28 protein-coding genes are annotated in these 26935 nt (G+C 34.5%); 25 read left to right on the plus strand and 3 right to left on the minus strand.

The features are described from left to right. Positions 1–13 precede the first annotated feature (13 nt). Positions 14–685 (minus strand): GTP cyclohydrolase I FolE, encoded by a 672-nt coding sequence (folE, locus tag LV716_RS00005; protein WP_163419246.1) that lies wholly within the window; start codon positions 683–685, stop codon positions 14–16. An 18-nt stretch (positions 686–703) separates the two neighbouring features. Further along, positions 704–1111 carry a MerC domain-containing protein gene (locus LV716_RS00010; RefSeq protein WP_233759182.1) on the minus strand — a complete coding sequence of 136 codons (408 nt, stop codon included), beginning with the start codon at positions 1109–1111 and terminating at the stop codon, positions 704–706. Between the two features lie 128 nt (positions 1112–1239). Here LV716_RS00010 and LV716_RS00015 point away from each other — a divergent pair, with 128 nt between their 5' ends. The 6 genes from LV716_RS00015 to LV716_RS00040 are packed head-to-tail and all read left to right on the plus strand — an operon-like array spanning position 1240 to position 6168. Next, positions 1240–1866, plus strand: coding sequence for an ABC transporter ATP-binding protein (locus tag LV716_RS00015; protein ID WP_233759183.1), 627 nt, complete (start codon positions 1240–1242; stop codon positions 1864–1866). Further along, on the plus strand, positions 1863–3170 hold the full coding sequence (locus LV716_RS00020) for an ABC transporter permease (RefSeq protein ID WP_163419248.1): 1308 nt from the start codon (positions 1863–1865) through the stop codon (positions 3168–3170). Before LV716_RS00015 ends, LV716_RS00020 begins: the two co-directional genes overlap by 4 nt. Then, entirely contained in the window at positions 3163–3603 is a 441-nt protein-coding gene (locus LV716_RS00025; protein WP_163419249.1) for a hypothetical protein, read from the plus strand. The genes LV716_RS00020 and LV716_RS00025 overlap by 8 nt, the downstream gene beginning before the upstream one ends. A 4-nt stretch (positions 3604–3607) precedes the next feature. After that, entirely contained in the window at positions 3608–4045 is a 438-nt protein-coding gene (locus LV716_RS00030; protein WP_163419250.1) for a hypothetical protein, read from the plus strand. 13 nt (positions 4046–4058) lie between these two features. Beyond that, positions 4059–4463: a Fur family transcriptional regulator gene (locus LV716_RS00035; protein ID WP_163419251.1), complete on the plus strand. Its 405-nt coding sequence runs from the start codon at positions 4059–4061 to the stop codon at positions 4461–4463. A 16-nt stretch (positions 4464–4479) separates the two neighbouring features. Continuing rightward, complete coding sequence (locus LV716_RS00040; protein WP_163419252.1) at positions 4480–6168, plus strand: PhoX family phosphatase; 1689 nt, start codon at positions 4480–4482, stop codon at positions 6166–6168. Between the two features lie 21 nt (positions 6169–6189). Here the strand turns inward: LV716_RS00040 and ggt are convergent, their stop codons facing one another. Further along, positions 6190–7890, minus strand: coding sequence for a gamma-glutamyltransferase (ggt, locus tag LV716_RS00045; RefSeq protein WP_233759184.1), 1701 nt, complete (start codon positions 7888–7890; stop codon positions 6190–6192). Positions 7891–8050: 160 nt separating this feature from the next. Here ggt and LV716_RS00050 point away from each other — a divergent pair, with 160 nt between their 5' ends. The 19 genes from LV716_RS00050 (at position 8051) to LV716_RS00145 (ending at position 26923) form a co-directional block, all read left to right on the plus strand. Continuing rightward, positions 8051–9436, plus strand: coding sequence for an SH3 domain-containing C40 family peptidase (locus LV716_RS00050; protein ID WP_163419253.1), 1386 nt, complete (start codon positions 8051–8053; stop codon positions 9434–9436). A gap of 208 nt (positions 9437–9644) precedes the next feature. Beyond that, positions 9645–11516 carry a sensor histidine kinase gene (locus LV716_RS00055; RefSeq protein WP_163419254.1) on the plus strand — a complete coding sequence of 624 codons (1872 nt, stop codon included), beginning with the start codon at positions 9645–9647 and terminating at the stop codon, positions 11514–11516. A gap of 508 nt (positions 11517–12024) precedes the next feature. Further along, complete coding sequence (locus LV716_RS00065; RefSeq protein WP_163419255.1) at positions 12025–12804, plus strand: hypothetical protein; 780 nt, start codon at positions 12025–12027, stop codon at positions 12802–12804. A gap of 173 nt (positions 12805–12977) precedes the next feature. Further along, positions 12978–13664, plus strand: a complete 687-nt coding sequence (locus tag LV716_RS00070) for a DUF6058 family natural product biosynthesis protein (RefSeq protein ID WP_163419256.1) — start codon at positions 12978–12980, stop codon at positions 13662–13664. Between the two features lie 145 nt (positions 13665–13809). After that, a complete protein-coding gene (locus tag LV716_RS00075) occupies positions 13810–14580 on the plus strand; it encodes a hypothetical protein (protein WP_163419257.1) in 771 nt (256 codons plus the stop codon). Between the two features lie 170 nt (positions 14581–14750). Beyond that, the gene (locus LV716_RS00080; RefSeq protein WP_163419258.1) at positions 14751–15323 is read left to right on the plus strand and encodes an SMI1/KNR4 family protein; all 573 of its coding nucleotides are present in this window, start codon (positions 14751–14753) and stop codon (positions 15321–15323) included. Between the two features lie 145 nt (positions 15324–15468). Further along, positions 15469–16203, plus strand: a complete 735-nt coding sequence (locus LV716_RS00085) for a GH25 family lysozyme (RefSeq protein ID WP_163419259.1) — start codon at positions 15469–15471, stop codon at positions 16201–16203. 129 nt (positions 16204–16332) lie between these two features. Then, positions 16333–16818 carry a pyridoxamine 5'-phosphate oxidase family protein gene (locus LV716_RS00090; RefSeq protein ID WP_163419260.1) on the plus strand — a complete coding sequence of 162 codons (486 nt, stop codon included), beginning with the start codon at positions 16333–16335 and terminating at the stop codon, positions 16816–16818. A 161-nt stretch (positions 16819–16979) separates the two neighbouring features. Next, positions 16980–17387, plus strand: coding sequence for a hypothetical protein (locus LV716_RS00095; RefSeq protein WP_163419261.1), 408 nt, complete (start codon positions 16980–16982; stop codon positions 17385–17387). Positions 17388–17933: 546 nt separating this feature from the next. Next, positions 17934–18776: a DUF5694 domain-containing protein gene (locus LV716_RS00100; RefSeq protein ID WP_163419262.1), complete on the plus strand. Its 843-nt coding sequence runs from the start codon at positions 17934–17936 to the stop codon at positions 18774–18776. 138 nt (positions 18777–18914) lie between these two features. After that, positions 18915–19475, plus strand: coding sequence for a Crp/Fnr family transcriptional regulator (locus LV716_RS00105; protein ID WP_163419263.1), 561 nt, complete (start codon positions 18915–18917; stop codon positions 19473–19475). Between the two features lie 84 nt (positions 19476–19559). Continuing rightward, positions 19560–20558: an aldo/keto reductase gene (locus tag LV716_RS00110; protein WP_163419264.1), complete on the plus strand. Its 999-nt coding sequence runs from the start codon at positions 19560–19562 to the stop codon at positions 20556–20558. Positions 20559–20770: 212 nt separating this feature from the next. Further along, on the plus strand, positions 20771–21334 hold the full coding sequence (locus LV716_RS00115; protein ID WP_163419265.1) for a TetR/AcrR family transcriptional regulator: 564 nt from the start codon (positions 20771–20773) through the stop codon (positions 21332–21334). A gap of 48 nt (positions 21335–21382) precedes the next feature. Further along, the gene (locus LV716_RS00120) at positions 21383–21790 is read left to right on the plus strand and encodes a nuclear transport factor 2 family protein (protein ID WP_163419266.1); all 408 of its coding nucleotides are present in this window, start codon (positions 21383–21385) and stop codon (positions 21788–21790) included. Positions 21791–21802: 12 nt separating this feature from the next. Next, complete coding sequence (locus LV716_RS00125; protein ID WP_163419267.1) at positions 21803–22774, plus strand: alpha/beta fold hydrolase; 972 nt, start codon at positions 21803–21805, stop codon at positions 22772–22774. Between the two features lie 171 nt (positions 22775–22945). Then, the gene (locus LV716_RS00130) at positions 22946–23737 is read left to right on the plus strand and encodes an AraC family transcriptional regulator (RefSeq protein ID WP_233759185.1); all 792 of its coding nucleotides are present in this window, start codon (positions 22946–22948) and stop codon (positions 23735–23737) included. Positions 23738–23801: 64 nt separating this feature from the next. Further along, positions 23802–25196 (plus strand): serine hydrolase, encoded by a 1395-nt coding sequence (locus LV716_RS00135; protein WP_163419268.1) that lies wholly within the window; start codon positions 23802–23804, stop codon positions 25194–25196. 192 nt (positions 25197–25388) lie between these two features. After that, a complete protein-coding gene (locus LV716_RS00140; protein ID WP_233759186.1) occupies positions 25389–26012 on the plus strand; it encodes a Crp/Fnr family transcriptional regulator in 624 nt (207 codons plus the stop codon). Between the two features lie 422 nt (positions 26013–26434). Beyond that, complete coding sequence (locus LV716_RS00145) at positions 26435–26923, plus strand: DUF2867 domain-containing protein (protein ID WP_163419269.1); 489 nt, start codon at positions 26435–26437, stop codon at positions 26921–26923. Positions 26924–26935 lie beyond the last annotated feature (12 nt).

The raw sequence follows: 26935 nt of genomic DNA on the forward strand, positions 1-26935 counted from the left end.
ACTACTTAATACTTTATTTACCTAAATCAGTACTGTTCCGTAACAGGCTAAAAAAATCGTCACGTATGTTTTGATTGGCAAATACACCCCCATACTCCAATGTAGTAGTGGCACTCTCTTTGTCTTTTATCCCTCTAGATGAAACACATAGATGCTTTGCATGTATGACCACAATGACATCTTCGGTATCTAATGTTGTCTGTAGATCTTTTAAAATTTGAAGACAGAGCCGCTCCTGGACTTGTGGCCTGTGGGCATAATAGTCTACCAAACGGTTGATTTTCGATAACCCGACCACTTTACTTTTTGGAATGTATCCAACATGGGCATATCCTACAATAGGCAAAAAATGGTGTTCACAAGAAGAGTCTATAGATATGTCTTGTTCTACCAGCATACGTTGATAGCCATAGGTATTTGGAAAGGTGGAAATTTTAGGTTTGTTTTTGGGGTCCAAGCCATAAAATAATTCCTTGACATACATTTTTGCAAAACGATAAGGTGTTCCAGAAAGACTCTCATCGGTAAGGTTCAGACCTAATTCTTCCATTATTTTTGAAAAATGGAATTGAATGTTTTTGATTTTTTCCGAATCAGTATGCTCAAAGGCATCAACGCGCATTGGGGTTTTTACCGATGTAGCAATATGGTTGTCGCCTAATGCCTCTATTTGGGATTTATCCATTAAACACAAATTTGATTGTTAAACATCAGCGCAACAAGTTTCGTCATTACAATTGCAATAGCGCCGATTGTAAAAATGAAGTATAATCAAGCCTAAAGTTGGTGGATAGATGACCGCTTCTGGTAAATGAAATAGCTCCAGTTTTTCATTCAATATAACTAAAGATAAAACTACCCAAAGAAATCCAAATGCGTATTTGACCCAAGCTTTGGAGGTATTGCGGGCAGACCAATACACTGCAAAAAATGAGAAGACCAAAAAGACAATGTCCAAAAGGCCCCACCAAAATGGATGGGCTTCCCCATGCGTTCCAACATTCACATACGCCAAAAAAATAAAGGGTGTTGCCAAACAGTGAACCAAGCAGAGTCCACTAACAAACATTCCTATCCAATCAGATTTAACAGTTAACTGTGATAAAGTCATTAATTATAACATTTTTAACATGCCCATTTAGAGCATATAAAGACTAAAATTAGATTTTTGGCAAAGTTAATGCTATTTTTTAAATGCAACTAAGTTGCATTTATGTTTATTTTTGTAAAAACGAATTAATGGTTACAACATCAGGTCTTACATATGCGTATAAAAATGGGCAAGAAATGATTTTTCCTGATATTGAACTGACTCCTGGAGAACATTTACTGGTCATAGGACCATCTGGTGTAGGCAAAACAACACTTTTATATCTTATGGCCGGATTGCTTCCCCCTATAAAGGGATCAGTTGCCATTGATGGAACTGAATTAAATTCATTATCCCGCAAAGAGATTGATAGATTCCGAGGGGAATACATCGGGCTCATCTTCCAGCACTATCATTTTATAAAATCCCTCAATGTTTTTGATAACCTTCTTCTTCGTCAACGCTTCCCCAAAAATTCCGTTGATAAGCAAAGAAAACTTCAGCTTGCCGAAAGGTTAGGCCTATCGGAGCATCTTGATAAAAAAGTTACCACATTGAGCCAAGGACAGCAACAACGATTGTCCATTGCCCTTGGCTTGATTCATAAACCTAAAATTGTATTGGCCGATGAACCTACTTCTAATTTAGACGATGTTAACTGCATCAAGGTCATTAATTTACTTAAAGAGGAGGCGGAGATATGCAAAAGTAGTTTATTGATCATCACCCATGATCTGCGTGTAATGTCTCATTTTCAAAATCGAATTGAACTATGAATTTGGGCTATCTAGCATATAGAAACATGGTTTCCAAACCTCTCAATTTAGTTTTGAGTTTAATGCTGTTATCGTTAAGTGTATCCTTGGTCACGTTTGTTTTTCAATTGAGTCAGCAACTAGGTGGTCAACTTGATAAAAACATTGCACCGTTCGATATGGTCGTTGGGGCAAAAGGCAGTCCATTGCAACTGGTCTTATCTTCCGTTCTTCACGTAGATGTGCCAACAGGGAATATTAAGTTAAAGGATGTGACCGCACTGCAAAAGCACCCATTTGTTGAAAAAGCAATTCCTGTTTCTTACGGAGACAACTACAAAGGGCATCGCATTCTAGGTACGGAAACCAAGTATTTAGAAAGTTATAATGCAAAACTAAGTGAAGGACGCCTTTACCAAAAATCGTTTGAAGTAGTTGTTGGCAGTGGAGTCCGTTCTAAATTAAACCTACAACTCGGCGATACTTTTATAAGCTCCCACGGCCTGGTGGATTCTGGATCTGAAGGACATGAAAATCATCCTTATGAAATTGTTGGTATTCTGAAGCCTACTGGAACGGTAATAGATCAATTACTGATTTCAAATTTAGAAAGTATTTGGAAGGCGCATGACCATGACGATGCACGTATTGAAGAATCAGAAAATGAACACCAAGAAGAATATAAACATGACAAAGAACATGGGCACGAAGAGCATGAAAATCATGAAGGGCACGACCATGACGAAGAATACGGACACGAAGAACATAAAAGTCATGAAGATTTAGAGATTACTTCTCTTTTGGTCAAGTTTAAAAGTCCTTTAGGAATGGTCCAGCTTCCAAGATTCATCAATGAGAACACTACTATGCAAGCGGCCTTACCGGGGTTTGAGATACAACGTCTTATGGGATTGTTGGGTTCTGGGGCACAGACAATAAACGGAATTGCCTTAGCCATTCTATTGGTTTCTGGATTGAGCATTTTCATCAGTCTTTTAAAGACCATTCGGGAAAGAAAACAAGAGCTTGCGCTTTTAAGGACCTATGGCTTGCACACAAGACAACTTCTTGGATTGGCACTTTTGGAAGGGATCTTTTTGTCCATTATCGGGGTTGTGCTTGGATGGCTTTTGGGCCGATTGGGCATATCGATCGTTTCTGGGTATTTAAACGCTTCATACGGATATACTTTGCAAGTACAAGGGCCAGAACTATTTGAATTTTTTATATTGTGCCTTATAGTGGCATTGGCTATTATAGCCACTTTATTGGCGTCTCGCTCCATTTTTAAACTAAACGTTGCTAAAACTTTATCAGATGCTTAAATCGTTCTTATTTGTTTTGTCCGTAACTTTTGTGAGTACTTTTGCAATAGCGCAAAAGCAATTGACCTGGGAAGATTTTGCAGATGTCAACTTTGAACCTGAATACAATGCAACGTACGATATGCATTTCTTAATGCCAACCTTTGGTAAAAAGATAATGGCTTATAAAGGTAAGCAAGTAAGTATCAAAGGATTCTTTTTGGATATCTCCGGAAGTGGTGAAGTGTTCCTGCTTTCCCAAAACCCAATGGCTTCCTGCTTTTTTTGCGGTGCTGCAGGACCCGAGACCATTATCGAAGTGAACTTCAAGGAAAAACCTCCTTTTAGAACCGACCAGATTGTTACGGTAACAGGAGTCCTTGAACTCAATAGAGACAATGTAGATCATTGCAATTATATCTTAAAAGTGGCCACTGGCCAACTGGTAAATTAAAAAAATGCGATTTCTTCCTTTCATAGTATTGATTTGGATGGCAACTACCACCTATGCGCAGACCTCTTTGGATTGGTCAGACCTCACAGGTGGCATTTCTTTTCAAGCACTTTCTTTGGAAGATCCTTTTCCTGGATTTACAAAAGCAAGGTTTTCAGAAGATTTAAAAGCACTGGAAGGAAAGGAAATTGTTCTCACGGGCTATTTTCTTGTATTGGATGGCAGTCAATCAGTTTATATGCTCTCCATGAATCCAATGGCCTCATGCTTTTTCTGTGGAAACGGTGGCCCTGAAACGGTAGTAGGGCTTCAGTTTGCAGAAAAACCAGCGTTCAAAATGGATGAATTACTGTCCGTAAATGGTATTCTACGATTGAACAGGCAAAATCCCAACGAGTACTATTATCGAATTGAAAATGCCGATGCCATAAGTTTTAATTAAATGGAATCTTGTGATGAAAAATGAAAACTATGAACAACTGTTGGAGCGGAAAGGGTTAAAAAAAACCAAAGTCCGTATCGCATTGGTACAGCATTTCATGAATATGGAACATGCACAGTCGTACAATGACCTACAAGCAGCATTGGTCAACGAATTGGACAAATCCACCCTATACCGAAATTTGACAAGTTTTGAGCAGGCAGGTATCATCCATCGTATAAACGACCACACAGGAGTATCCAAATATGCATTTGGGGAGCCACCAATACATGGTAATGAACACGCTCATTTCGTATGCGAATGCTGCGAAACGGTATATTGTATGGAAGAGTTGGTTCCATCTCAGCTTAATATCCCAAAGGGATTCAAAACAAACAACGTACAGACAATAATTCGCGGAATCTGCGCGGATTGTTGAAAACTAAAAACAAATTATGGAATATAATAGAAGAAAATTTATCACTTTTTTGGGTAAGGCAAGTATTGGTACCGCCATACTACCTCCTTTTTTGGTTAGTTGTGGGAATACAGCCTCTCCAAAGGAAAAAAACCTAGAAGCAACCAGTCTGGAATTGGAAAGATTAAAGAAATTGACCATTGAGGGGCTTTTGCCGTCAAATAAGGACGATTTATTATTGGCCCAAGGATTGGATTATCATGTAATTGTACGTTGGGGCGATGAAATTAGCCAAAATGACCGCTTTGGCTTCAACAACGATTTTACCTGTTTCATTCCGCTCAATGATGATGACCCTACAGATGGTCTTTTGTGGGTTAATCACGAATATGTCAATCCGTTGTTCGTTTCCGGTTTCGATAGGAAAAAATACGAAAACCCAAGCGATCAGCGTACCAAGGAACAGGTTGACAAAGAAATGTATAATGTTGGTGGAAGTATCGTTCGTATAAAACAAAAGGACGGGAAATGGGAAGTTGTCAAAAACGACCCCTACAATCGTCGTGTAACGGCAAAGACACCTATTGATCTAAACTGGGACCATCCTGTTAAGGGAACTTCCACCGTAATCGGAACCCACAGCAACTGTTCAGGAGGTATTACCCCATGGAAAACATTTTTGACCTGTGAAGAAAACTATGATAGTTTCTATGGGGAAACCGTATATGATCAAGATGGCCGACCTGCCCACCGAGCTAGCTCATATGGCTGGGAAAAATTTTATCCTTATCCACCGGAGCATTACGGTTGGGTCGTTGAAGTAGACCCAAAAGATGGCACTGCCCAAAAACATGTGGCCATTGGTCGGTATGCCCATGAATGTTGTACGCTTTATGAACTTGCGGACAAACGTATAGTCGCCTATTCTGGTGACGATAAGAACAGTGAACATTTGTACAAATTTGTGTCCTCCAAACCAGGCTCATTAAAAGAAGGAACGCTCTATGTTGCCGATACCTTGAATGGGAAATGGTTATCACTTGATTGGGAAAGTCAGCCTAAGTTAAAAGAACGGTTTAAAAATCAGACCGAAGTTTTGATCCGCACTCGGGAAGCCGCCAAAATTCTGGGAGCTACTGAACTGAACCGACCCGAGGATATTGAAATCGACCCCATAACAGGAAGTGTCTTTGTAGCGCTTACCAATAATTACGAGAAAAATGATTTCCACGGATCAATTCTAAAAATAGAGGAAACTGATGGTGAGTACGATTCTTTGACATTTAAGGCTTCAACTTTTATGGCAGGTGGAGAGGAAAACGGATTTTCGTGCCCCGATAACTTGGCCTTCGATATGGCCGGTAATTTGTGGTTCACTTCTGATATGTCAGGTAGCAAAATGAACAAGGAAGACGGGCCCTACATGGTATTCAAGAACAATAGTCTTTTTGTGGTTCCACGCCATGGAAAAGATCAGGGCAAGATCATTCGCTTGGTCTCGGCCCCAAATGATGCAGAACTTACCGGCCCCTGGTTTTCACCCGATGGGAAAACGTTGTTTCTGAGCGTGCAACACCCTGGCGAGCAAACAACCGATTTGAACAATCCCACAAGCAAATGGCCCTTTGATAAAGATGGCATACCTAAACCTTCGGTAGTGGCCATTACAGGTGATCTTGTAGAGAAGATGAATAAACTGCATCTATTGGAAAAAGAACGATTGTAGGTAGCCATCAGTTTCTAAAATTCAGTATCCAGCAGCTTGACCGTCTTTACGACTTTCTGAAGCTCCATGATAGACTTTGTTTTCATCATTCCACAAAATGGCCTGATACCCTCCATAAATGCCTCTCGCTGTTCCCATTTTATGGCCTTTATCCATCAATCCACGTATGGTAGTGTAAGGAATGCCTGATTCGGTTCTAATGAGTCCCGTATTTTCAGTGGTCTTGCCCATGGGACTTGCTCCTCCGGTATGATCCCAACGTGGTGCATCTCCAGCTTCTTGGAGGTTCATGCCAAAATCAACGAGGTTCATCACGATTTGCGTATGACCCATGGGTTGAAAATCGCCACCCATTACCCCAAAACTTACATAGGGTTTACCATCCTTGGTCATAAAAGCGGGTATGATGGTATGAAAAGGGCGTTTGCCCGGCTCAAAAGTATTGGCTTGACCTCGCTTAAGACTGAACAATTCTCCGCGATCTTGTAGCATAAAACCAAGTTTTGGTGGCGCCATGCCAGAGCCCATTCCCCGATAATTGCTCTGAATCAATGATATCATAGTACCTTCCTTGTCCGCCACCGTCATATAAATAGTTTCTCCTGCTGAGATTTCCCCCGCGGCATATGTTCCAGCACGTTCGCCTATCTGCTCCCTTCTTGACTTTGCATAGTCTTCTGACAGTAATTCTTTGACCGGAACATCAAAAAAGTCCATATCTGCATAATATTTGGCACGGTCCTCAAAGGCTAATTTTTTGGCTTCGGTAAAAAGGTGCAAATGTTCAATACTACCAAATTCGATATCGGAAAAATCATAGCCTTCCAAAATTTGCAGCATTTGGAGTGCCGCTATACCTTGACCGTTAGGCGGAAGTTCCCAAACATCATAACCTCTATAATTGATGGAAACAGGCTCTACCCATTCCGATTTGTGGACAGCAAAGTCCTTGGCCGATAGAAAACCTCCTTGCTCTTTTATGAACTGACCAACGGTTTTTGCAATATCTCCTTTATAAAAAGCATCTCGACCGCCTTCTGCAATTTTCCGATAGGTATTCGCCAAATAAGGATTTTTATAAATTTCCCCTTCGTTAGGTAGTTTTCCTCCGTTTTGTGATTTGTACGTGTCTTCAATATTAGGAAATCCTTTTGATTCAAAAAAGGGAACAGTGCGCTGTATGTACCAAGCAATAAGTTCGGTCAAAGGGAATCCGTTTTCTGCATAATCAATAGCCGGGGCCAAAATTTCTGTCATGGATTTTGACCCAAATTTTTGATGCAGTTCAAACCAACCATCTACGGCACCGGGCACACTGACCGGAAGGGGGCCATGAGATGGAATTTTCTCCATCCCTTCTTTTTCAAAGTATTCCAAGGTAAGTTTTTGCGGTGAACGTCCACTGGCGTTGAGACCATACAATTTCTTAGTTTTTCCATCCCAAACAATGGCAAAAAGGTCTCCCCCTACACCACAGCCTGTAGGTTCCATAAGTCCAAGTGCAGCGTTTGCCGCAATCGCAGCATCTATGGCATTACCTCCATCTTTTAAGATATCCAATCCAATTTGGGTGGCAAGGGGATGGCTTGTGGCCACCATTCCATTTTGTCCCAACACTTCAGAACGGGTCGCGAAGGGCTCGCCTGTTATTCGATCCTGGGCATTTGTAATTTGGAAAGTTAAAAAAAGAAAGGAAAGACAAAGGAAAGCGGTTTTCATCATAATTGTTTAGTTTTCTAAAGTACAAAAATTGAATCAGGAACCGAATGCGAAAATGTTATTGTGTATTGTTTCGACTATGTGTTTGTGATTTGTTAGTTTAGAGCTATTTTACAATCCTGTTCAATCATACCTAAAAGATAAATCACTACCAATTATAACCATGCGAACCTTTTTAAATGTCCTAGTTTTAAGTTGTTTGATTCTTAGTTGTAGAAACGAAAACAAAGAAAACCTAAAAGTTGAAATCAAAACAGTTATACCTGATTCTCTGGAGTATCCAAGTGAAGAAATCCAAATTCCTGATTCTCTAAAGAACAAATTCATTGAAAATTTCTTTGTCCCATGGAATAGTCCCTCTAAAGAACTATTGGGCAATTTGAATGACTTTCCTGGCAAAGAACCTTCCTATTTGGAAAAATACCTAAATAACGACACTTGGTATGGCGAGAACAAAAAGCCCCATAAGAAAAGGCAAAGAGAAAAGATCGTGAACAATGCCGACTTACAAAGTTTCCCTAATTTTCTTCAAAAAGGAATTGTATTTGCACACACCGATTTACGTAGAATCCCAACAAAAAAGCCAGGCTTTGACAGATACTCAAAAGCAGGTGAGGGATTTCCGTTCGATTATTTTCAAGAGACAGGTTTATGGGCGAATACACCTGTTTTGATTGTCCATTTGTCGAAAGATAAACAGTGGTGCTATGTCATTAGTCCCATTTATAAGGGTTGGGTTGCCATGCATGATGTTGCTATTGTTGATGAGGCTTTTATCTCCCAATGGTCTACCGACACCTATTGTCTACCGCTATCCGACAACACAAGTTTACAAAACCCTATTTCCAATTATGCTATTAATGCCAAAATGGGTATGGTATTACCTTATGATGAAATCTCCAATAATCCTGATAAGATTTCGGTGTACTTTGCCAATACCGATGAAAACCAAAATGCACGGATTTTAAAGGCAGAAATAGATAGAAGTGCTGTTGCATTGGACAATTTTAAGTTCAATGGGAAACATCTTAAGCAATTAGTTTCCAATTTGGCGGGAAGACCTTATGGATGGGGAGGCAATTTGGAAAATAGGGATTGTTCCTCCATGATCCGAGATTTACTGGGGACTTACAAGGTATGGCTTCCCAGGGATTCTAAAGACCAAATCAATTCAGGGACCAAATATGACTTACCGGAAACGGCTAATGAAAAAATCAAATTTATTAAAGAAAAAGGAGTTCCTTTTTTGACCATTTTAAGAAAGAAAGGCCATAACATGTTATACGTGGGCGATGCTCCTAACGGGGAACCCCTAATCTTTCATGCCATTTGGGGGTTAAAAACCTTTTATTCCAATGAGCAACTGGCAGATTTTTTAGCTATTTATCCTATTGAGGGAATCCACAAAGATGAGGATGGAACATTAAAAGGGAGGCATATCATAGGGGAAGCCGTTATCACTTCGGTAAATGCTGGAGCTGGGAACGACCAGATCATAACTCCCTTAATTGATGAAATCTATGCGATGACAACTATTCCTGGCAATTGAAAAACTCAGCAACTTTGTAAGAATAGGACTAATATTTGGCTAAACAGTCTAATTAATGGATTGTTATGAAGTATTTTCTAAAGCTTTGTGAAAAAAGGGCCTCCAGAACCATCTCCAAAATTATATTGAGGATAAAGTAGGTATTGGTAATACACCTAAACTTAATAAAAGGGATATATAGTTAGCTTTGACTAATTTAATGTGGTTAATGCAAAATTATTTAACTAAAATAACACTCCTTCTTTTTCTCTCTTGCAATATATTCTTTAAAGGTATTGCACAAAATGTATTAGATACCACAAACACATCTATACCTTTTAAAATTTATAAAACCAATAATGATACTATTTCTATCCACTCCATATTAAAATCGGATAGATTATTTCAATTTCCCAATACTTTTAATAAAACACATCCTGAAGATACATACTGGATTCAATTAGATTTCAAAAATCTTTCACATCTATTAAAAACCGATAGTCTATGGTATTTAAAGTTTAACAATTTTGGATACGGAACACTTTTTAGTTTAGAGAAGGATAATATCTCAAATAAGATTATTGGTCAGTTTGAAGCTAAAAAAGAAGTCAGTTTGGTGAAGTTTCATTCTGAAACGTCTTTTTTATCAAACTCACTTTTCCAAGACCGCTTTCTCTATTTGAAAGTAAAAAAAGTAATTTCTAGAGAACTTCCAACTAGTTGGAGTTTTAGCTTCATAAGCCAATCACAACATATACTAAACAAAAACTACTACACACAACAAGATTCCAATTCTGTTTTACCCATGTACATATTTGCGGGAATATGTACAATTATGGTTTTGCTGACACTCGCCTTTTATGCATATTTAAAACGTCTTGAGTTTTTATTTTATTCGCTTTATGTCTTTTGGTTATTAGTCCTTTTAAGTGGTTATGAACTAAAAATATACGACTTCTTATTTGGGAACGATCTACTCTTAAAATATTGGTTTTACGAGGTTGTGCAAATGTTTATCAACTCATCATATATCTTCTTTGTTATGTTTTATTTAAAAACAAAAGAAGATTATCCAATAATACAACGCCTTTTAAAATTCATGCTGATTTTGCAACTTTTGGTTTTTATTGTAGACACCTCTTTTACATATCATAAATTCTTTATTGGCCATATTTATCTTGTAAACATAGAACGTTTTACACTGATCGCTTCTTCAACTATCGGCCTAATCTATTTGGCCTTAAAAGGCAAAAATGTTTTAGCTTACTTTATTGTTTTTGGACTATTCTTTTTCTTGATCGGTACCATAGTTCATTTTTACCTTACCAACGGTTCTGCGCTTTTAGAATATAAAAGCCGTTACTTCTTAATGGTTGGTTGTATATTGGATATTATCATTTTTGCTTATGGGTTAACGTATAAGGTTTTCTTAGAACAAAATGAAAAATTGCATTATCAAAGAGAAGCTTTAACACAGAAAAACAAAGCTTTAAGAGCTCAAATAAATCCACACTTTATATTCAATTCACTAAGCTCAATACAACATTTAATTACCAGCAACAATAAAGTTTCAGCATTAAAGTACTTGTCTAAATTTAGTAGGTTAACACGAAATGTTCTTGAAAGCTCTATTGAACCGGATATTTTGCTATCTGAAGAAATAAAGATGCTCAACGATTATTTAGAGTTAGAGTCTTTACGGTTTGCAAACTCGTTTTCATATACCATAACTGTTTCTGAAAATGTGGATTCTGAAGCTATCGAAATCCCAATTTTAGTGATTCAACCTTTTGTAGAGAATGCTATTCTACATGGACTTTTAAACAAAACTGCAGGTGACAAAATATTGAATATAAATTTTTATCGAGATGATAATCTTTTAGTTTGTGAAATTGATGATAACGGTGTAGGACGAGAGAATTCGACAAAAAAGAAGTCCATTCATAAAAAGAAATCTCGCGGATTACAGGTTACTAAAGAACGATTGGAAATGTTTAATAAACTAAATGATGAAACCAATAATATTACAATCATAGATAAGAAAAATGATGAAGGTAATTCTCTAGGCACAAAAGTGATCATTAAAATTATTATTAATTAAAAGGATTTAAGAGGCTGTCAGACTAAAGTAGTGGCCAGTACATGTTAACCAATAGATTTTTAAGTTCTTTATTTTAAATGGTTGACCAAACTATAAACGTAGGTTAAAAATGGAACGATTCAATACAAATTTTATGTGTCTTTTGCATATCAAGTTCAAAGAATTATTCGATAGAAAAAATTCTTAATCCATATAATCTTGCCATGTGCCAATACGTATTTATTCTTTCCATTTTCGTTCTTTTTTAAAAATCCGTATTCAGCAACAATAAAAGCTGGTAGCGGCAAAAAAGCCACTCCTCATGTGCTTAGGGCATCTTCAGGAGAACTGAACGGATATAAGACATATTCAGCTTCTTTTAGGTCATAGTACCAAAACCACCGAAATCTATACTCATGTAGCGAACAGATTCCTTATGGATATAGAGGATTTATTATCTTAGTTTTATAAGTGAGTTAGCCATAATATGAACGGAACGATATTTGAAGTTATTTAAGAAACTAATATTATGAAAAAAATCATACTTCTTTTATTACTGACTTTCGGAATTAAAACAGCATTTGCGAAATGTTCAATGAGTGCAATGTATTTCTTTCCAGAAACAAAAGAAATTGGCTTGAATTCAAAATTCATTATTCAAGGATATGCGTTTAGTCAAAAAACAATAAAAAGTTTTAAAAACAGAAAAGTATTCCTTGAAAGTGAAAATGGAGAATTAATTGAACTGAATCTTCAAGAATTTTATACAGGACAAATGCAATTAACTCAAGCTATCTTTTGTCCAACATCGGAATTGAATCCTAATACAAAATACTTTCTTAAATACTCTGACCAAACCGAAAATGAGGGAAGAGAAATGAAGCAATACAACAGAGAAAAAAAGGTAAGAGAAAAAGTCTATTGGAAAACGACGGACAAAAAAGAACTCGAAAACCTGAATTCTAACTTGAATGTTGAATTTGAAAAAACCGAAGTTATCCACTATGGTTGTGGACCATCGGCAAATGCAATTTTTAATGTAAAAAATAAATCGGAATCTGAAATTTGGTATAAGACAGAAGTTGTTGATTTGAGCACTAACGATAAAAAAGTGTTTTACATTAAAGAATGGAATAGTAAGCTAAATGTTGGACACGGAATGTGTGCAGGCGCATTTACTTATAAGAATAAAGGAAAATATAAAGTTAGATTTACGCCAATGAATACTGACGGAAAACCAATAAAAACAACTGATTGGACGACTTTTGAAAGTCCGTTTGTGAACGACAAAAGTCCATTCGGAAATTAAAAAATACTATGGCTAACAATGGCTATAAGTAATTGCTTGTTCTCGCCTACTTCTGAAAACCCTCGCGGATTTTCAGTTTGGTGTGTACTTGCAAAGTTAATCGCTAAACCACGCAACTATTCATAGCCGAAACCGTTAACTATAATTTGCACCAAAAAAACATAAAAGTTAGAATGAATAGTGACATTAGATATATAACGGAAAATTACATTGACTCTGAAGAATTATGTGAAATCACTAAAATATCGGAAAGCAAATTATCCGAACTTATAGCGAAAGGCTTAATGCCAAATTTCTCATATCAAATTCAATCAAGGTACACTATTACTTCACCTCTTGGTGATAAAGAAGCGATTATAACAACCAAAAGGTATTTCCCTAAAAACATCATCAGTATAATTGAAGAAAATCTGAATTTAGAAAATGGCAACAGTTTTAAAGAAAAAGTAAAAAAAGAATTTATAGAAACTTTTATTAATCATACTGACAACCCTTTTGCATATGAAAACATCATCTTAAATAACGGAAAAATTGATTTTGAAAAACTGGAAAAAGCATTTGAAATAGAATGGGAACACTATTTAAATGGGATTTACGGAATCTGCACATTAAATGCCACTGGTGCTGAAATAGCTAAAAAGGAAATCGCCGTTAAAAAAATAATTTCTTTCATAGAAGAGAATAGTGAAATAGAGTTATCCGATGAAAAAAAGAAAAAATTGATTGAATTGAATTCTCAGTATAATGAAGTTTCAAACTTATTCTCTCCTTATCAAAGAGAAAATAGCAGCAGAGGAAAATATCTAGATAAAATGCTGAATAAAAACTCGTTGACCGAATTAATAAAAAACTACAGCTAACAATGGCCATAAGTAATTGCTTGTTCTCGCCTACTTCTGAAAACCCTTGCGGATTTTCAGTTTGGTGTGTACTTGCAAAGTTAAGTGCTAAACCACGAAACTATTCATAGCCGAAACCGTTGTAGCACATATTGACAAAGCCGAAATGGGAAGAATACATTTATTTGAATTGGAAGACCAAAAATGGTTTCCAACTTTCTTAAGGAATTATGGAACGGACTTTCTACAGTTTTTGTCCAATAAAACTAAAATGTACAAACCTATTATTCCTATAATCGAAAAAGGATTATTAAAGAGCAAAACCAATCAAATAGTAGACCTTGGTTCGGGTAGCGGAGGTGGACTTATTTGGTTGAACTCTCAATTGAAAAAAGACATACCTGACCTGAAAATAATTCTGACTGACTTTTATCCAAACATTCCTGCTTTTAAATTGACCAAAACGAAATCTGATAACTTTGAATATTTGGAAAAGTCCGTTGATGCAAGAAGTGTTCCTAATGAATTGAAAGGCTTGAGAACTCAATTTTTATCATTGCACCATTTCAAGCCGAAAGACGCTAAATTAATTCTACAAAACGCCGTTGACACCGATAGTTCAATTGCAATATTTGAGGGACAAGAAAGAAGTTTACCAAGTATTTTGGCTATGTTGTTTTCACCAATATCAGTTCTACTAACAACACCTTTTATAAGACCTTTTAAGATTGGGCGAATTGTTTTCACATATCTTATTCCTATTGTACCATTGTTTGTTCTTTGGGACGGAGTTGTTTCTTCGTTACGAACTTATTCAGTTAAGGAAATGAATAAACTTGTTGAAAATTTGAACGGAACAGAAACCTATGATTGGGAAATTAATAAAGTAAAATCAGGACCAAGTGCTATACTCTATTTGCTTGGCACTAAAAAATAATAAAAATACGTACTACAACAATGGCTATAATTCATTATGGTTTTGTGCCACACCAAAATAAAAGTATAAATCAAATGGCTGGATTTCGGCGGAATAATCCTGCGGATGATTCCACAACGAAACCATAACCAAGACCTTTGGCAATAATTAGAGGTTGAAACAACAAAAACATGAAATCTGAAATAGATAAATTGGACACGAATCTAAAGGAGAAAAGACCTGAATATTATAGTAAGCTTCAAAAACCTCTATCTAAAGAAGAAATATTTGCCTTAGAAGTGAAGTATAATAAAATCATTCCATCTGATTTAAAGGAGTTTTATTTATGGAAAAATGGACAAAGTCAAGATAGTTATGAAGCATTTGTAAATAATTCCATGTTTGAACCTCTGGAATTTGTATTATCAGGAAATCAGGAATTTACTGAAATGATAGGATATGATTTTGAAATAGAAAATTGGTGGAACGAAAATTGGCTACCTATTTTTTCTAATGGAGGTGGCAGTTATATCTGTTATGACTTGAAAGGAGTTTTTACTGGACAAAAAGGGCAATTGGTCGAGTATTGGAAAGGGGATAATGATAGACCTGTAATCACACCAAGTCTTGCTGACTTTCTGAACAGTTTAAATCAGTACTATGAGAAAACATCAGAAAACGATTTTGATGAATACTTCGATATTAGCGAAAGTATTACTCAATGGAAAAAAGAGTTTATAGTGGACAAACCAATTGAAAAATAACTATTGCCAACATGGTGTATGAATAATAGCGGTTGAAGTGTTAAAACGAAAGTATAGACATAAAACAAAGGTTAGTGCAAAATCGAAAGGTTGGTGAATAGAAATCCGCTACTACTCATACATTAGACCGTTGTGCCCAAATAGAATGAAAAAGATAATCTATACAATTTTGATTTTAGGCATCATTGGTTCAGTAATAGTCACATCACTCTATTTTGGCTATCTAAGATTTAATTATCCTAGTGAAAGTGAATATCCGATTAATGGAATTGATGTCTCTCATCATCAAAATGAAATAGATTGGAAGCTCGTTAAGGAACAAAAAATACGATTTGTATTTATAAAAGCAACTGAAGGAGGAGACTTTATCGATAAACGTTTTAATCAAAATTGGAAAGAGGCAAAAGAAAACGGTATTGATGTAGGGGCATATCATTTTTTTACTTTCTGTAGAGCCCCACAAGAACAAGCAAAAAATTTCATAAATGTTGTTCCGAAAATCGATAATTCATTACCACCTGTAATCGATTTAGAATTTGGTGGAAATTGCAGATTAAGGAAAAGTAGAGACTCTTTAATAAAAGACATTAAAATATTTGAAGAAATAATTTACACCCATTATCAAAAAAAGCCCATACTATACATTACTCAAGATTTCTACAATGCATTTCTACTTAATGAATTCAAAGATAATCCAATTTGGGCGAGAGATATTTATAAAAAACCCGAACTAAAAGATAAAAGAGAATGGATGTTTTGGCAATACGGAAATCGTGGACATCTAAAAGGAATAGATATGTATGTTGATCTAAATGTCTTTAATGGAAATAAAGAAGCATATAAAAAACTAAAAACTGGGCACAACACGGTGTATAAGTAATAGCGGTTTAAGTGATGAATCGAAAATATAATCTGAAAACAAAGGTCAGTATAAAACCGAAAAGTTTGTGAGTAGAAATCCACTACTACTCATACACTGGACCTTTGGCCACAAGCAAAACAAACAGAAATGGATATACAAACGGATTGGAAAATAATAAGAAGGCATTTTAATAAAAGTTTTAGTTCTAACTTCTATATTTCAATCGCTTCAGTTGATTCGGAAAATAATCCGACAGTCACACCGATCGGTTCTTTATTTCTAAATGACAATCAAACTGGATTCTATTTTGAAAAATTTCCATCAAAATTGCCTGAACACGCTAAAAATAACCCTAAAGTTTGTTTACTTGGAGTGAATAGTGGGAGAATATTTTGGATAAAGGCATTGTTCAAAGAGAAGTTTGCTGACTTTCCAGCAATGAAACTTTATGGAGAACTTAGAGAAAGAAGAAAAGCAACCAAAAGAGAAATTAAACGACTGAATCGGAGAATGAAAGCAACAAACGGACTGAAAGGCAACACGTATTTATGGAAAAAAATGGAGTTTGTCCGAGAAATAGTATTCACTAAAGCTGAAAAAATTAACCTCGGAAAAATGACGGCTGAGTTATAAGCGATAAAATCCAGTGGCTAACAATGTATAAAAAAATAGCGGTTTAATCGCTAAAACGAAAGTAAGTGAATATAGAAAAGTTAATGTTTAACTGAAAAGTTAGTGTGTAAAAATCCGCTACTATTCTTATACTAGACCGTTGGCAAACGTTAAATTGAAGAATGAATAAATTAACCATTTTATTACTGATTGTTTTGACCTCTTGTGCTACAATAACTAAGGTCAACTCTTTAGCTGATAGTAAAATGAATGAACTGCTCGGAAAAAAGATAGAAATTTTAGGAACAGCTGTCAATACGAAATTAGGAGCAATGCTAGTTACAGAAGATGGTTCTATATGGATCAACGGAAAGCAAGAGTGGCCTAGAGGTTATTATTATGGTGATGACAACGGGAAGAAACTAAAAGTTACTGGGACTGTTATCAAAAAATATGACTTACCGGTTGTTATACAAAAAGAAGGTGAATTGCCTAAATCAGGAATACCTGTCCCAGAAGGAACAGATATAAAAGAAGCAAGTCGTAGATACCTTCTCAAAAATGCAAAATGGAAAATTACAGTAGATTAAAACGATTTGCTAACACTGTGTAAAAATGCATTAAAGCGCATTTTACATTAATCGTTGTGCTTAATTTGGCGTAATATTTGTTGAATAAATAGAATGACAAAAACAATTTCATTTGTTCTATTTTTTTTTAACTTTTTATGCTGCAATTGGACAAAATAATTCAATAAAGCAGTCGGATTTAATTGGATGCTGGAAATACTATCCTGAAGAAAGTAAGTTTTTTACTGATATGATTGTTTACAGGCCTTGTGACAATAAATCTTTTCCTAACAAGTGGACAATGAGAGCTAGGTTCAAAATGAATTTAGTTAGAGAATACAAAATCATACGATTAGAAAAAGGACTACTTGGAGTTAAGACTAATTGAAATAAAAAAACTACGTACAACAACGTCTATAATTAAGCTTTCCCTTCTACCCTACTTGAAAATTCATAACTTTAAATAACAGCTGGATTCCGAACTTGGAAAATCCCAATGGATTTGCCAAGCCAAAATCATAGCCCAACCATTGGCAATAATTTAACTCAAAATCATAGATTGATAGTATGAAAACATTTTTAACTGTATTTTTTTGTTTCCTAGTCTTTACAGGATGTAAAAAAACTAAAGAAATAGAGGAGAAAAAGCAATCTAATCCCAAGGTCTCAATTTTAGGTGTATTTCATTTTGCAGGAACGTCAGATTTCTCTTCGGTGGAATTTGAAAGCCTTGAGTCCGAAAAGAGACAACAAGAAATCAAAGAGATTGTAAAAAAACTTAAAGAATTTAGACCGACTAAAGTTATGCTTGAATTTCCAGCCTCTGATTCCCAATATTTGGATAGTTTATATACAGAAACCTTAAACGGGAATCACGATTATACCATTAACGAAATAGAGCAATTAGGCTTTAGATTAGCAAAAGAACTGAATCATAGCAAGGTTTATTCCATAGACCATAGACTTGATTTGCCGTTTGAAAAACTTATAGAGTTTGCGGAAAAAAATGATAACGAAAGACTTGAGAAAATGATTGCTTCCGTAGAAAAACAGGATAAAAAAGAATCGGACTTCTTAGAAAGAAACTCAATACTAGATTACCTTATCTATCGTAACTCAAATGAAGAAGATATTAGAAACAAGGACCAGTACTTGAATAAGACAGCGAAATTTGTTAACGATTCAAGCTATATTGGAGCTAAGTTTGTATCGAAATGGTGGGAGCGAAATATTTACATGATGACTAATATAGACAAGTGGATTACCTCGAATGACAGGGTTTTGGTCATAGTGGGGGCCGCCCACAGGGCAGTACTAAAAGATTTTTATGAAGACAGAACAGACGTTGAGTATGTGGAAATAACGAATTTTTTAAAAAATAAAACTACTATCAACAATGACTATAAGTAATTGTTTTTTCTCGCCCACTTCTGAAAACCCTTGCGGATTTTCAGTTTGGTGTGTACTTGCAAAGTTAAGTACCAAACCACGCAACTATTAATAGCCGAGACCATTGTGAGTAACTTTAAAAAAATCACCTAACCATTAATGAGTAAAATACTTAGAGAACATATAGAGAAAATCATCTCATTGACAGATGAAGAGTTTGAGTTTGTTCTATCTCATTTTAGTCTGAAAAGATTTTTGAAACACCAATTCCTTATACAAGAAGGAGATTCTGTAAATAATGACTTTTTTATACTAAATGGACTTTTAAAAGCTTCACATAGAAATGAAGAAAACAAAGAACATATTTTACAATTCGCAACAGAAAAATCCTGGATAACTGACCCTCAAGCATATAACAATCAAACAATAGCGACATTAAACATTCAATGTCTAGAGGACGGAAATAGTTTATTTATTACATTGGAAAACAGAGAAAAATTGTGTAATAGTTTGCATAAAATGGAATCCTTCTTTAGAAAAAAAGCGACAAAAGAACACATCTTATTACAAAGAAGAATTTTATGCTTGATAAGTAATAATGCAAAAAACCGTTACGAAGATTTACTCAAACAATATCCATCTCTAATTCAACGAGTCCCAAAGACAATGATTGCTTCATATCTTGGAGTTTCAAGAGAAACCCTAAGTAGGCTAGTGTGACTTTTATCACAATTTATCTGTGAGGTTTATCTTTTAACGCTTCCTTTTTTTCTTCCAAATTTGTTGTATTAAATACTATAACTAATGGAATACCGAAATTTAGGAAAATCAGGATTAAAAGTACCATTATTAAGCTTAGGCACAGGAACATTTGGAGGTACAAACGAATTCTTTCAACGCTGGGGTCAGACAGATGTAAAAGAAGCATCAAGGTTAATAGACATATGTATAGAGAGAGGAGTCAATTTTTTTGATACAGCTAATGTTTATTCTCAAGGAGCATCCGAAGAAATTTTAGGAAAAGCCATTAAAGGAAAAAGAGAAAAAACAATTATTTCAACCAAAGGCTCGTTTGAAATGGGAAGTGGAATAAATGACAAAGGTTCTTCCCGTTCCCACATAATTCAAGCTTGTGAAGACAGTTTAAAACGTTTAAATACAGATTATGTAGACATTTACTTCATACACGGTTTTGATGTAAACACGCCTATAGAAGAAACACTAAGAACATTAAACACTTTAGTTTCAAGTGGAAAAGTAAGATATATAGGGTGTTCAAATTTTGCTTCTTGGCAATTAATGAAATCATTATCTATTTCAGAACGACATAACTTAGAAAAATATGTTATCTATCAAGGTTATTATTCACTTATTGGTCGTGATTATGAACAAGAATTAATGCCCCTTATAAAAGACCAAGAAATGGGGTTAATGGTTTGGAGCCCTTTAGGTTGGGGAAGATTGACTGGTAAAATTAGAAGAAATCAACCCATTTCAGAAGGAAGAATAAAATCTGGAGGAGATATTGGCTCACCTCCTGTTGAAAATGAATTTTTATATAATGTAGTAGATGTACTAGACAGCATTTCAAATGAAACAGGAAAAAGTATTCCGCAAATTGCTATCAATTGGTTAGCTCAAAACAAAACGGTTTCAAATATTGTAATTGGAGCTAGAAACGAAAAACAACTTATGGATAATTTAAATTCGGTTGAATGGAAATTATCTGTACAACAAATGAATGATTTAAATACAGTTTCAAAACAAGCTCTTATTTATCCTCATTGGGTTGGAGAAAGATAAAAAAAGCGACAAACAACAACGTATAAAAATAATAAGGGGTTAAGTGTTAAACCAAAACATAGTGCTTTTTAATATATTTAGCTAAGTGCTAAATCGAAAAGAAAGTGCATTTTACCCCCATACTATTCTTATACAAACACGTTAGGAACAAGTTGAAGCAAATTAATTTACCGAACGTTTGGTAATTAAATGTTTCTACCTATATTTGCACTATGAGGCCACAAAAAGTATTAGATATTGAAATCTTAAAAGGGTTGACTAAAGTTTTTCGTTCTAAAGGATATGAAGGGGCAAGCTTAAAAGAATTATCTGAAGCAACAGGTCTAAAAAAAGCTAGTCTGTATCACAGATTCCCAAATGGAAAGCAAGAAATGGCTGATGCCGTTTTAAATCATTTAGGCGAATGGATTATCAATAATGTGTTTCAGTCTCTTTTGGATGATGATATTGAGCCTCAAATAAGATTAAAAAATGGGTTATCAGAAATTCGTACTTTGTATAATGACGGAAAAGAAACCTGCATTTTTCGGGCTCTATCTATGCAAACAGGTATTGAACTATTTGAGGAACAAATAAAAAAGGGAATGAACGAATGGCTTTCCACTTTTAAGGAAATTGGAATGGCGTTTCAGTTAAATCACAAAGAAGCAGAACAAAAAGCTTTACAAGTGTTAATTGAAATTCAAGGTAGTTTAATAGTGACTAAAGGAATAGGAGATATTTCAATTTTCGAAAACACGATAAAAAATATTGAGCACAAATATATTAATGAATAAAAATTTATTTATAAATTTTACCGAATGTTCGGTAATAAAATTTCAATCATGAAAAAATACCCACTACCACCTTTCAACAAAGAAACAGCTGAACAAAAAGTTCAAATGGCGGAAGACGCATGGAATAGCAAAGACCCTATAACTGTGTCTATGGCATATACTGAAGATACAGAATGGCGTAATCGAAATCAATTTATTAATGGCCGGCAAGAAGTACAAGAATTTTTAAAAAACAAGTGGCAAAATGAATTAGACTACAAACTTCAAAAAGAGTTATGGGCTTTTATCGATAATAAAATTGCCGTAAGATTTGAATACGAGTATAAAAACAAAGATGGTATATGGTATAGGGCTTATGGTAATGAAAATTGGGAATTTGATGAAAACGGATTAATGCAAAAGCGCTACGCAAGCATTAACGACCTAGAAATAAAAGAATCTGAACGAAAACTTTAAATACATATTACAATGAAAAAATTTAAACTTATTTATCTATTTACCTTGATGCTAATAATATCCTGTAAAGAAAAACCGAGCACATTAAAGGACGAAAACGCACACTCAAACCAAAAGCAAACAAATCCAGTTTACTACAAAACATTAAGTGTTGATGGTGTTAAAGTAGCTTATAGAGAAGCTGGAGATAGTAAAAACCCAACATTAGTTCTTCTGCATGGCTTTCCATCGTCTTCTCATCAATATAGAAAAGTATTGAATCAGCTTTCTAATGAGTTTCATCTAATAGCACCAGATTATCCTGGTTTTGGAAATAGTGATTTTCCTTCTGCAAAAGATTATGAATATACTTTTGACAATATTGCTGAAACCATAAATTCGTTTTTAGAATTAAAAGAAATCAATGCCTATGCCTTAATGATTCAGGATTATGGTGCGCCAATAGGTTTTAGGATAGCTACCGCATATCCAGAAAGAGTAACTGCCATTATTAATCAAAATGGTAATGCCTATGAAGAAGGACTTGGAGAAGCTTGGAAGGGCATTAGAGATTTTTGGGCCAATAGAAATGAGCAAACAGAAAATGCACTGTTGCCAGTTTTCTCTTTAGAAAGCTTAAAATGGCAATATACACATGGTACCAGAAACCCTGAAAATGTAAATCCTGACACATGGCATTTGGATTATTTAAGACTATCTAGACCCAACGCTCATGCTGTAAACTTTGATTTGTTCTATGATTACCAAAACAACTTAAAATTATATCCAAAATGGCAACAGTATTTAAGAGATAATCAACCACCTCTATTGATTGTTTGGGGCAAGAACGATGCATTCTTTCCCGAAAGTGGTGCAGAAGCTTTTAAACAAGATGTAAAAAATATAGATTATAATATTTATAATACGGGACATTTTGCTTTAGAAGAAGATGGAAATGAAATTATCAATAAAATAAGAACATTCATGAAGAAAGTATCAAAATAGCCAGTTGCTAATAACGTGTATAAGTAATAGCGATTTGAGTTCAAACTCAGGTCGCTATTCTATTTTGTTTTGTAAATTACTTTCCAAAAAGTAGCACATATAAAGTCGCTACAACTCATATACAAATACGTTGCCAGCAATTTGAAAAAACCTTTGGACTAATAGAAAAATTTGAAAAACAGGACAAGTATAAATAAATACCATCGACTTCCTATTCTTGACGGATTAGAATTGCTAAATGCAAAATCTTGTACATTTGATTTCCCGTTTCACTCTCACGACACATTCAATATTTCATTAATTCTAAAAAACACTTTTAATACTAAACTTACAGATAGATTTTTAAAAGCACCTGTTGGAACAATTTGCATTACTAATGCTAAAGAGGTTCACGCTACCCCTTGCGACAATCTTATTGGGAATTCATTTTTTACATTCTATATCTCACCGGACGTAATTAAAAAACTAAACAATGGTCAAGATGTGTTCTTTAATGATAACATCATATATGAACAGAACATATTTAATGAACTTTATCTTTTATCACTTAACTTCAACAAAAGCGATATTCAGTTTGAAAAAAGACTAAAATCAACATTAACCACATTGATTTCAAAATATTCATGCAACAAGGAAAATAGCTACGAAACAAAACAACTTTTTCAAAATTTTATCGATGATACATCTTTTGATACTTTCTCATTAAGCAAAACAGCTTCGCAATTTGGAATAAGTAAATACAAATTCATACGATTGTTCAAGCAAGAAACAGGACTTACACCTAATAACTTTATGCTTCTAAAAAAAATTGAGCAAAGTAAAAAAATGTTGAAAAAAGGACATCCAATATTTGATGTTGCTATCGATTGTGGGTTTTACGACAATTCTCATTTCTATAAAAACTTTAAGCGATTCATTGGAGTTAATCCATTGGAATTTCAGAATGCTTTTTTCGCTGTTTAATGCAATATTTTACAATTAAAACGAATTTTAAATCTTCATTTTTGCTTACAGTAAAACCAAGAAAATGAAAATTTATCTTTCAATACTATTTGCACTAATATCTACCATTATATTCTCACAAAAAAAGGAATATGGGATTGGAGATTTAGAAAACAAACTCGATTCTTTAATTATAAAGACAATGGAATCCGAACATATTCCAGGAGCTTCCTTTATCATCGTAAAAGATGGAAAAACCTTACTCAAAAAAGGTTATGGATATACAACTTTAGACAAAAATGCAAAAACTGTTAATCCTGATTCTACAATTTTCAGAATTGGTTCAATAACCAAGACATTTACCATAACAGCACTTCTTCAACTCAAAGACAAAAACTTAATTGACATACATAAAGATGTCAACCAGTATTTGAAATCTGTAAAAGTTCCAACTACATATAGCGAACCTGTTACAGCTTCACACCTAATGACGCATAGTGCTGGGTTTGATGAATTAAGAGGCAGAGTTGTTTATGAAAAAGACCAACAAATATCATTAGAAACTTTTCTCGATGGTAAATTGATACGATTAAGGAAACCTGGAATTGTTTCTGCTTATTCTACTTTCGGAATTGCACTTGCAGGATTGTTGGTAGAAGATATTAGTGGACTATCTCTTGAAGAATATATGAAAAAGAACATTTGGCAACCTCTAGGTATGTCAATGACGAGTATAGAATTGCCAAAACATCAAAACAACAATTTATCAATAGGTTATGAATATGAAAATGGAATCAACGTGCCACAGCCTTGGGAATGGTACCATACTTTTCCTGCTTCCTCAATTAATAGTACTACCGCAGATATGGGAAAGTATCTGCAAATGCATCTTAATCTTGGTAAATTAAATAACACTAAAATTTTGAATACAGAAACAGCTTTGTCTATGCAAACACAACAACTCTCTGTAAATTCAGAAGTTTACGGTTTTGGATATGGTTTCTACGAAAAAAATCAATTTGGACTAAAAGCATATAATCACGGAGGGGATATGTTGGGATATAGCTCATTTATCACATTAGTTCCCGAAATCAATTTAGGTATTTTTGTCGTTCATCATCACGAGAATACAAATTTGAGAGCCAAGGTTGTATCACAAGTTTTAGAGCATTTTGGCACTAATGATGTAATCAATACCAATCCTGAAAGAATGCATAGCTATGTTTCCGATTTTGCAGGTACTTATAAATGGATGTCCAACTGCTATACTTGCCCAGATAGTGACCAACAACCAACTTATGAAATTACTGCAAATGATGACAATACGCTTTCAGGTTTTGGTAGAAAATTTTATCAAGTAGAACCATTATTATTCAAAAGTTACGATGGAAAAAGGATTATGGGGTTTTTACAAAATGAAAACGGGAAAATTAAATATATGTCTTTGGGAAATGTGAACGCATTTGAGAAAATGGAATAAAAACTGTTGACAACAATGTATATAAAACATAGCTATTTAAGGTTTTTCGAAAGGCTTGTGCGTATTTGCTAAGTCCGCCAAATTTTTAAATTTGGCTTTTAGAAAAAAGATAAAAATTCGGCTCGGTGTTAACCCAAAAAGTAAGTGCTCATTTATACGCTACATTTCATATACTAACCGCTAGCAATCATTATGATGAACCTATCTGATAAACCGAAAATTGCAGTTAACAAAATGGATACTGAAAAAATCTTAAACAAGATTGGAGAAATTTATTCGTCATTAACTCATGAATGTCAGCAGGAGTTCATTGCCAATTCAAAACTCAATACTTACAAAAAAGGAGATACTGTAGTTCGAGAAGGACAATACTCTAAAAAAGCCTATTTGATTATACAAGGTTGTGCCAGAGCTTATTATTTAAAAGGCGGAAAAGATATTTCTGACTGGTTTACTTTTGAAAACCAGTTTATGGCTTCAATTATTAGTTTTTTTAGCTGTCAACCAAGTCCACATTATGTTGAATTTGTAGAAGATTCAACAGTCTTGGAATTTTCTAAAGATACTGTTGATATGCTTTCAAAAAAACATCATGATTTTGAACGGTTTATCAGTAAAGTAGTCATTGAAACCATGTTAGGGCTTTGTGAAAGGTTACATACCATTCAATTTGCAAAAGCAGATGAAAGGTATAAACAATTGATCACTATTTATCCTGATATTTCTCAAAGAATTTCGCTCACACATATTGCTTCTTATCTGGGAATAACCCTTGAGACTTTGAGTAGAATAAGAAACCCTAAAATACGAATTTGATATATATCAAATGGGAACGCTTCCACTTACATCATCTTTGCAAAAAGATGTAAAAAATGGAAGAAAACGATATACAACTAACATCAATTTGGGGTAAATGGTGGGAGCCCATCAGAAAATGGTTTTATCCAATTTGGTTACTCTATGAACTCTCAATTCGCTTTAACGATTACGCATTGGCCGTCCATCAATATATAATGGTACAGCAAAACTATTTGGGAGAAATAACTATACAAATCTTTGCTGTATTTTTTGGCATTGTTACTTTCATTATTTGCACATCCTATTTGACAGTTCCTACTTGTCTTACTTTGTACAAGTTCTTTACAAAAAACGATTCAACGAGCACCAGATTTGAACAGAAAACAAAAAAGTATTTCTAATTTATACCTACCCAATATACTTCATATAAAACAATAAGCATGAAAGTGATTTCAGAAAATATTCCAACTAAAAGTTTAATTAATTCCACGTCAAAGAGAATAGATTATTCCGACACTTACACTACAACCAACCATTCCGATAGTCTGGAGAAGATTACCAATATGATATTTGACAATTTCCCGAATTGGATTATGATTCTAATGAAACTCAGACATTCAATTGTAAAATTTTTTGACTTAAAAACCCAAAAGCCATCAAATTATAATACCGAATTCAAAATTGGAGGATATATAGGATTCTTTAAAATTTTCAAAATAATGGATAACGAAATTATCTTAGGAGAAGATGATAAACACCTTGACTTTAGGGTTAGTGTTTATAACTCTAAAGAAAACACGTATAACATTAAAGTTTCTACCATAGTTCAATATAACAGAAGATTTGCTAATGTCTATATGGCAATCGTAAAACCTTTCCACAAGTTAATCATGAAACAAATCGTTAAAAGGGCCTATATCGAACAATAAATTTAATTCTAA

Source organism: Flagellimonas sp. HMM57, from assembly GCF_021390175.1.
Classification (GTDB): Bacteria; Bacteroidota; Bacteroidia; order Flavobacteriales; family Flavobacteriaceae; genus Flagellimonas.

What these genes read in the sequence shown, in the direction of transcription:
- folE (WP_163419246.1), bottom strand. Translation starts at nt 685, where the DNA reads ATGGATAAATCCCAAATAGAGGCATTAGGCGACAACCATATTGCTACA.
- LV716_RS00010 (WP_233759182.1), bottom strand. Translation starts at nt 1,111, where the DNA reads ATGACTTTATCACAGTTAACTGTTAAATCTGATTGGATAGGAATGTTT.
- LV716_RS00015 (WP_233759183.1), top strand. Translation starts at nt 1,240, where the DNA reads ATGGTTACAACATCAGGTCTTACATATGCGTATAAAAATGGGCAAGAA.
- LV716_RS00020 (WP_163419248.1), top strand. Translation starts at nt 1,863, where the DNA reads ATGAATTTGGGCTATCTAGCATATAGAAACATGGTTTCCAAACCTCTC.
- LV716_RS00025 (WP_163419249.1), top strand. Translation starts at nt 3,163, where the DNA reads ATGCTTAAATCGTTCTTATTTGTTTTGTCCGTAACTTTTGTGAGTACT.
- LV716_RS00030 (WP_163419250.1), top strand. Translation starts at nt 3,608, where the DNA reads ATGCGATTTCTTCCTTTCATAGTATTGATTTGGATGGCAACTACCACC.
- LV716_RS00035 (WP_163419251.1), top strand. Translation starts at nt 4,059, where the DNA reads ATGAAAAATGAAAACTATGAACAACTGTTGGAGCGGAAAGGGTTAAAA.
- LV716_RS00040 (WP_163419252.1), top strand. Translation starts at nt 4,480, where the DNA reads ATGGAATATAATAGAAGAAAATTTATCACTTTTTTGGGTAAGGCAAGT.
- ggt (WP_233759184.1), bottom strand. Translation starts at nt 7,890, where the DNA reads ATGATGAAAACCGCTTTCCTTTGTCTTTCCTTTCTTTTTTTAACTTTC.
- LV716_RS00050 (WP_163419253.1), top strand. Translation starts at nt 8,051, where the DNA reads ATGCGAACCTTTTTAAATGTCCTAGTTTTAAGTTGTTTGATTCTTAGT.
- LV716_RS00055 (WP_163419254.1), top strand. Translation starts at nt 9,645, where the DNA reads ATGCAAAATTATTTAACTAAAATAACACTCCTTCTTTTTCTCTCTTGC.
- LV716_RS00065 (WP_163419255.1), top strand. Translation starts at nt 12,025, where the DNA reads ATGAAAAAAATCATACTTCTTTTATTACTGACTTTCGGAATTAAAACA.
- LV716_RS00070 (WP_163419256.1), top strand. Translation starts at nt 12,978, where the DNA reads ATGAATAGTGACATTAGATATATAACGGAAAATTACATTGACTCTGAA.
- LV716_RS00075 (WP_163419257.1), top strand. Translation starts at nt 13,810, where the DNA reads ATGGGAAGAATACATTTATTTGAATTGGAAGACCAAAAATGGTTTCCA.
- LV716_RS00080 (WP_163419258.1), top strand. Translation starts at nt 14,751, where the DNA reads ATGAAATCTGAAATAGATAAATTGGACACGAATCTAAAGGAGAAAAGA.
- LV716_RS00085 (WP_163419259.1), top strand. Translation starts at nt 15,469, where the DNA reads ATGAAAAAGATAATCTATACAATTTTGATTTTAGGCATCATTGGTTCA.
- LV716_RS00090 (WP_163419260.1), top strand. Translation starts at nt 16,333, where the DNA reads ATGGATATACAAACGGATTGGAAAATAATAAGAAGGCATTTTAATAAA.
- LV716_RS00095 (WP_163419261.1), top strand. Translation starts at nt 16,980, where the DNA reads ATGAATAAATTAACCATTTTATTACTGATTGTTTTGACCTCTTGTGCT.
- LV716_RS00100 (WP_163419262.1), top strand. Translation starts at nt 17,934, where the DNA reads ATGAAAACATTTTTAACTGTATTTTTTTGTTTCCTAGTCTTTACAGGA.
- LV716_RS00105 (WP_163419263.1), top strand. Translation starts at nt 18,915, where the DNA reads ATGAGTAAAATACTTAGAGAACATATAGAGAAAATCATCTCATTGACA.
- LV716_RS00110 (WP_163419264.1), top strand. Translation starts at nt 19,560, where the DNA reads ATGGAATACCGAAATTTAGGAAAATCAGGATTAAAAGTACCATTATTA.
- LV716_RS00115 (WP_163419265.1), top strand. Translation starts at nt 20,771, where the DNA reads ATGAGGCCACAAAAAGTATTAGATATTGAAATCTTAAAAGGGTTGACT.
- LV716_RS00120 (WP_163419266.1), top strand. Translation starts at nt 21,383, where the DNA reads ATGAAAAAATACCCACTACCACCTTTCAACAAAGAAACAGCTGAACAA.
- LV716_RS00125 (WP_163419267.1), top strand. Translation starts at nt 21,803, where the DNA reads ATGAAAAAATTTAAACTTATTTATCTATTTACCTTGATGCTAATAATA.
- LV716_RS00135 (WP_163419268.1), top strand. Translation starts at nt 23,802, where the DNA reads ATGAAAATTTATCTTTCAATACTATTTGCACTAATATCTACCATTATA.
- LV716_RS00140 (WP_233759186.1), top strand. Translation starts at nt 25,389, where the DNA reads ATGATGAACCTATCTGATAAACCGAAAATTGCAGTTAACAAAATGGAT.
- LV716_RS00145 (WP_163419269.1), top strand. Translation starts at nt 26,435, where the DNA reads ATGAAAGTGATTTCAGAAAATATTCCAACTAAAAGTTTAATTAATTCC.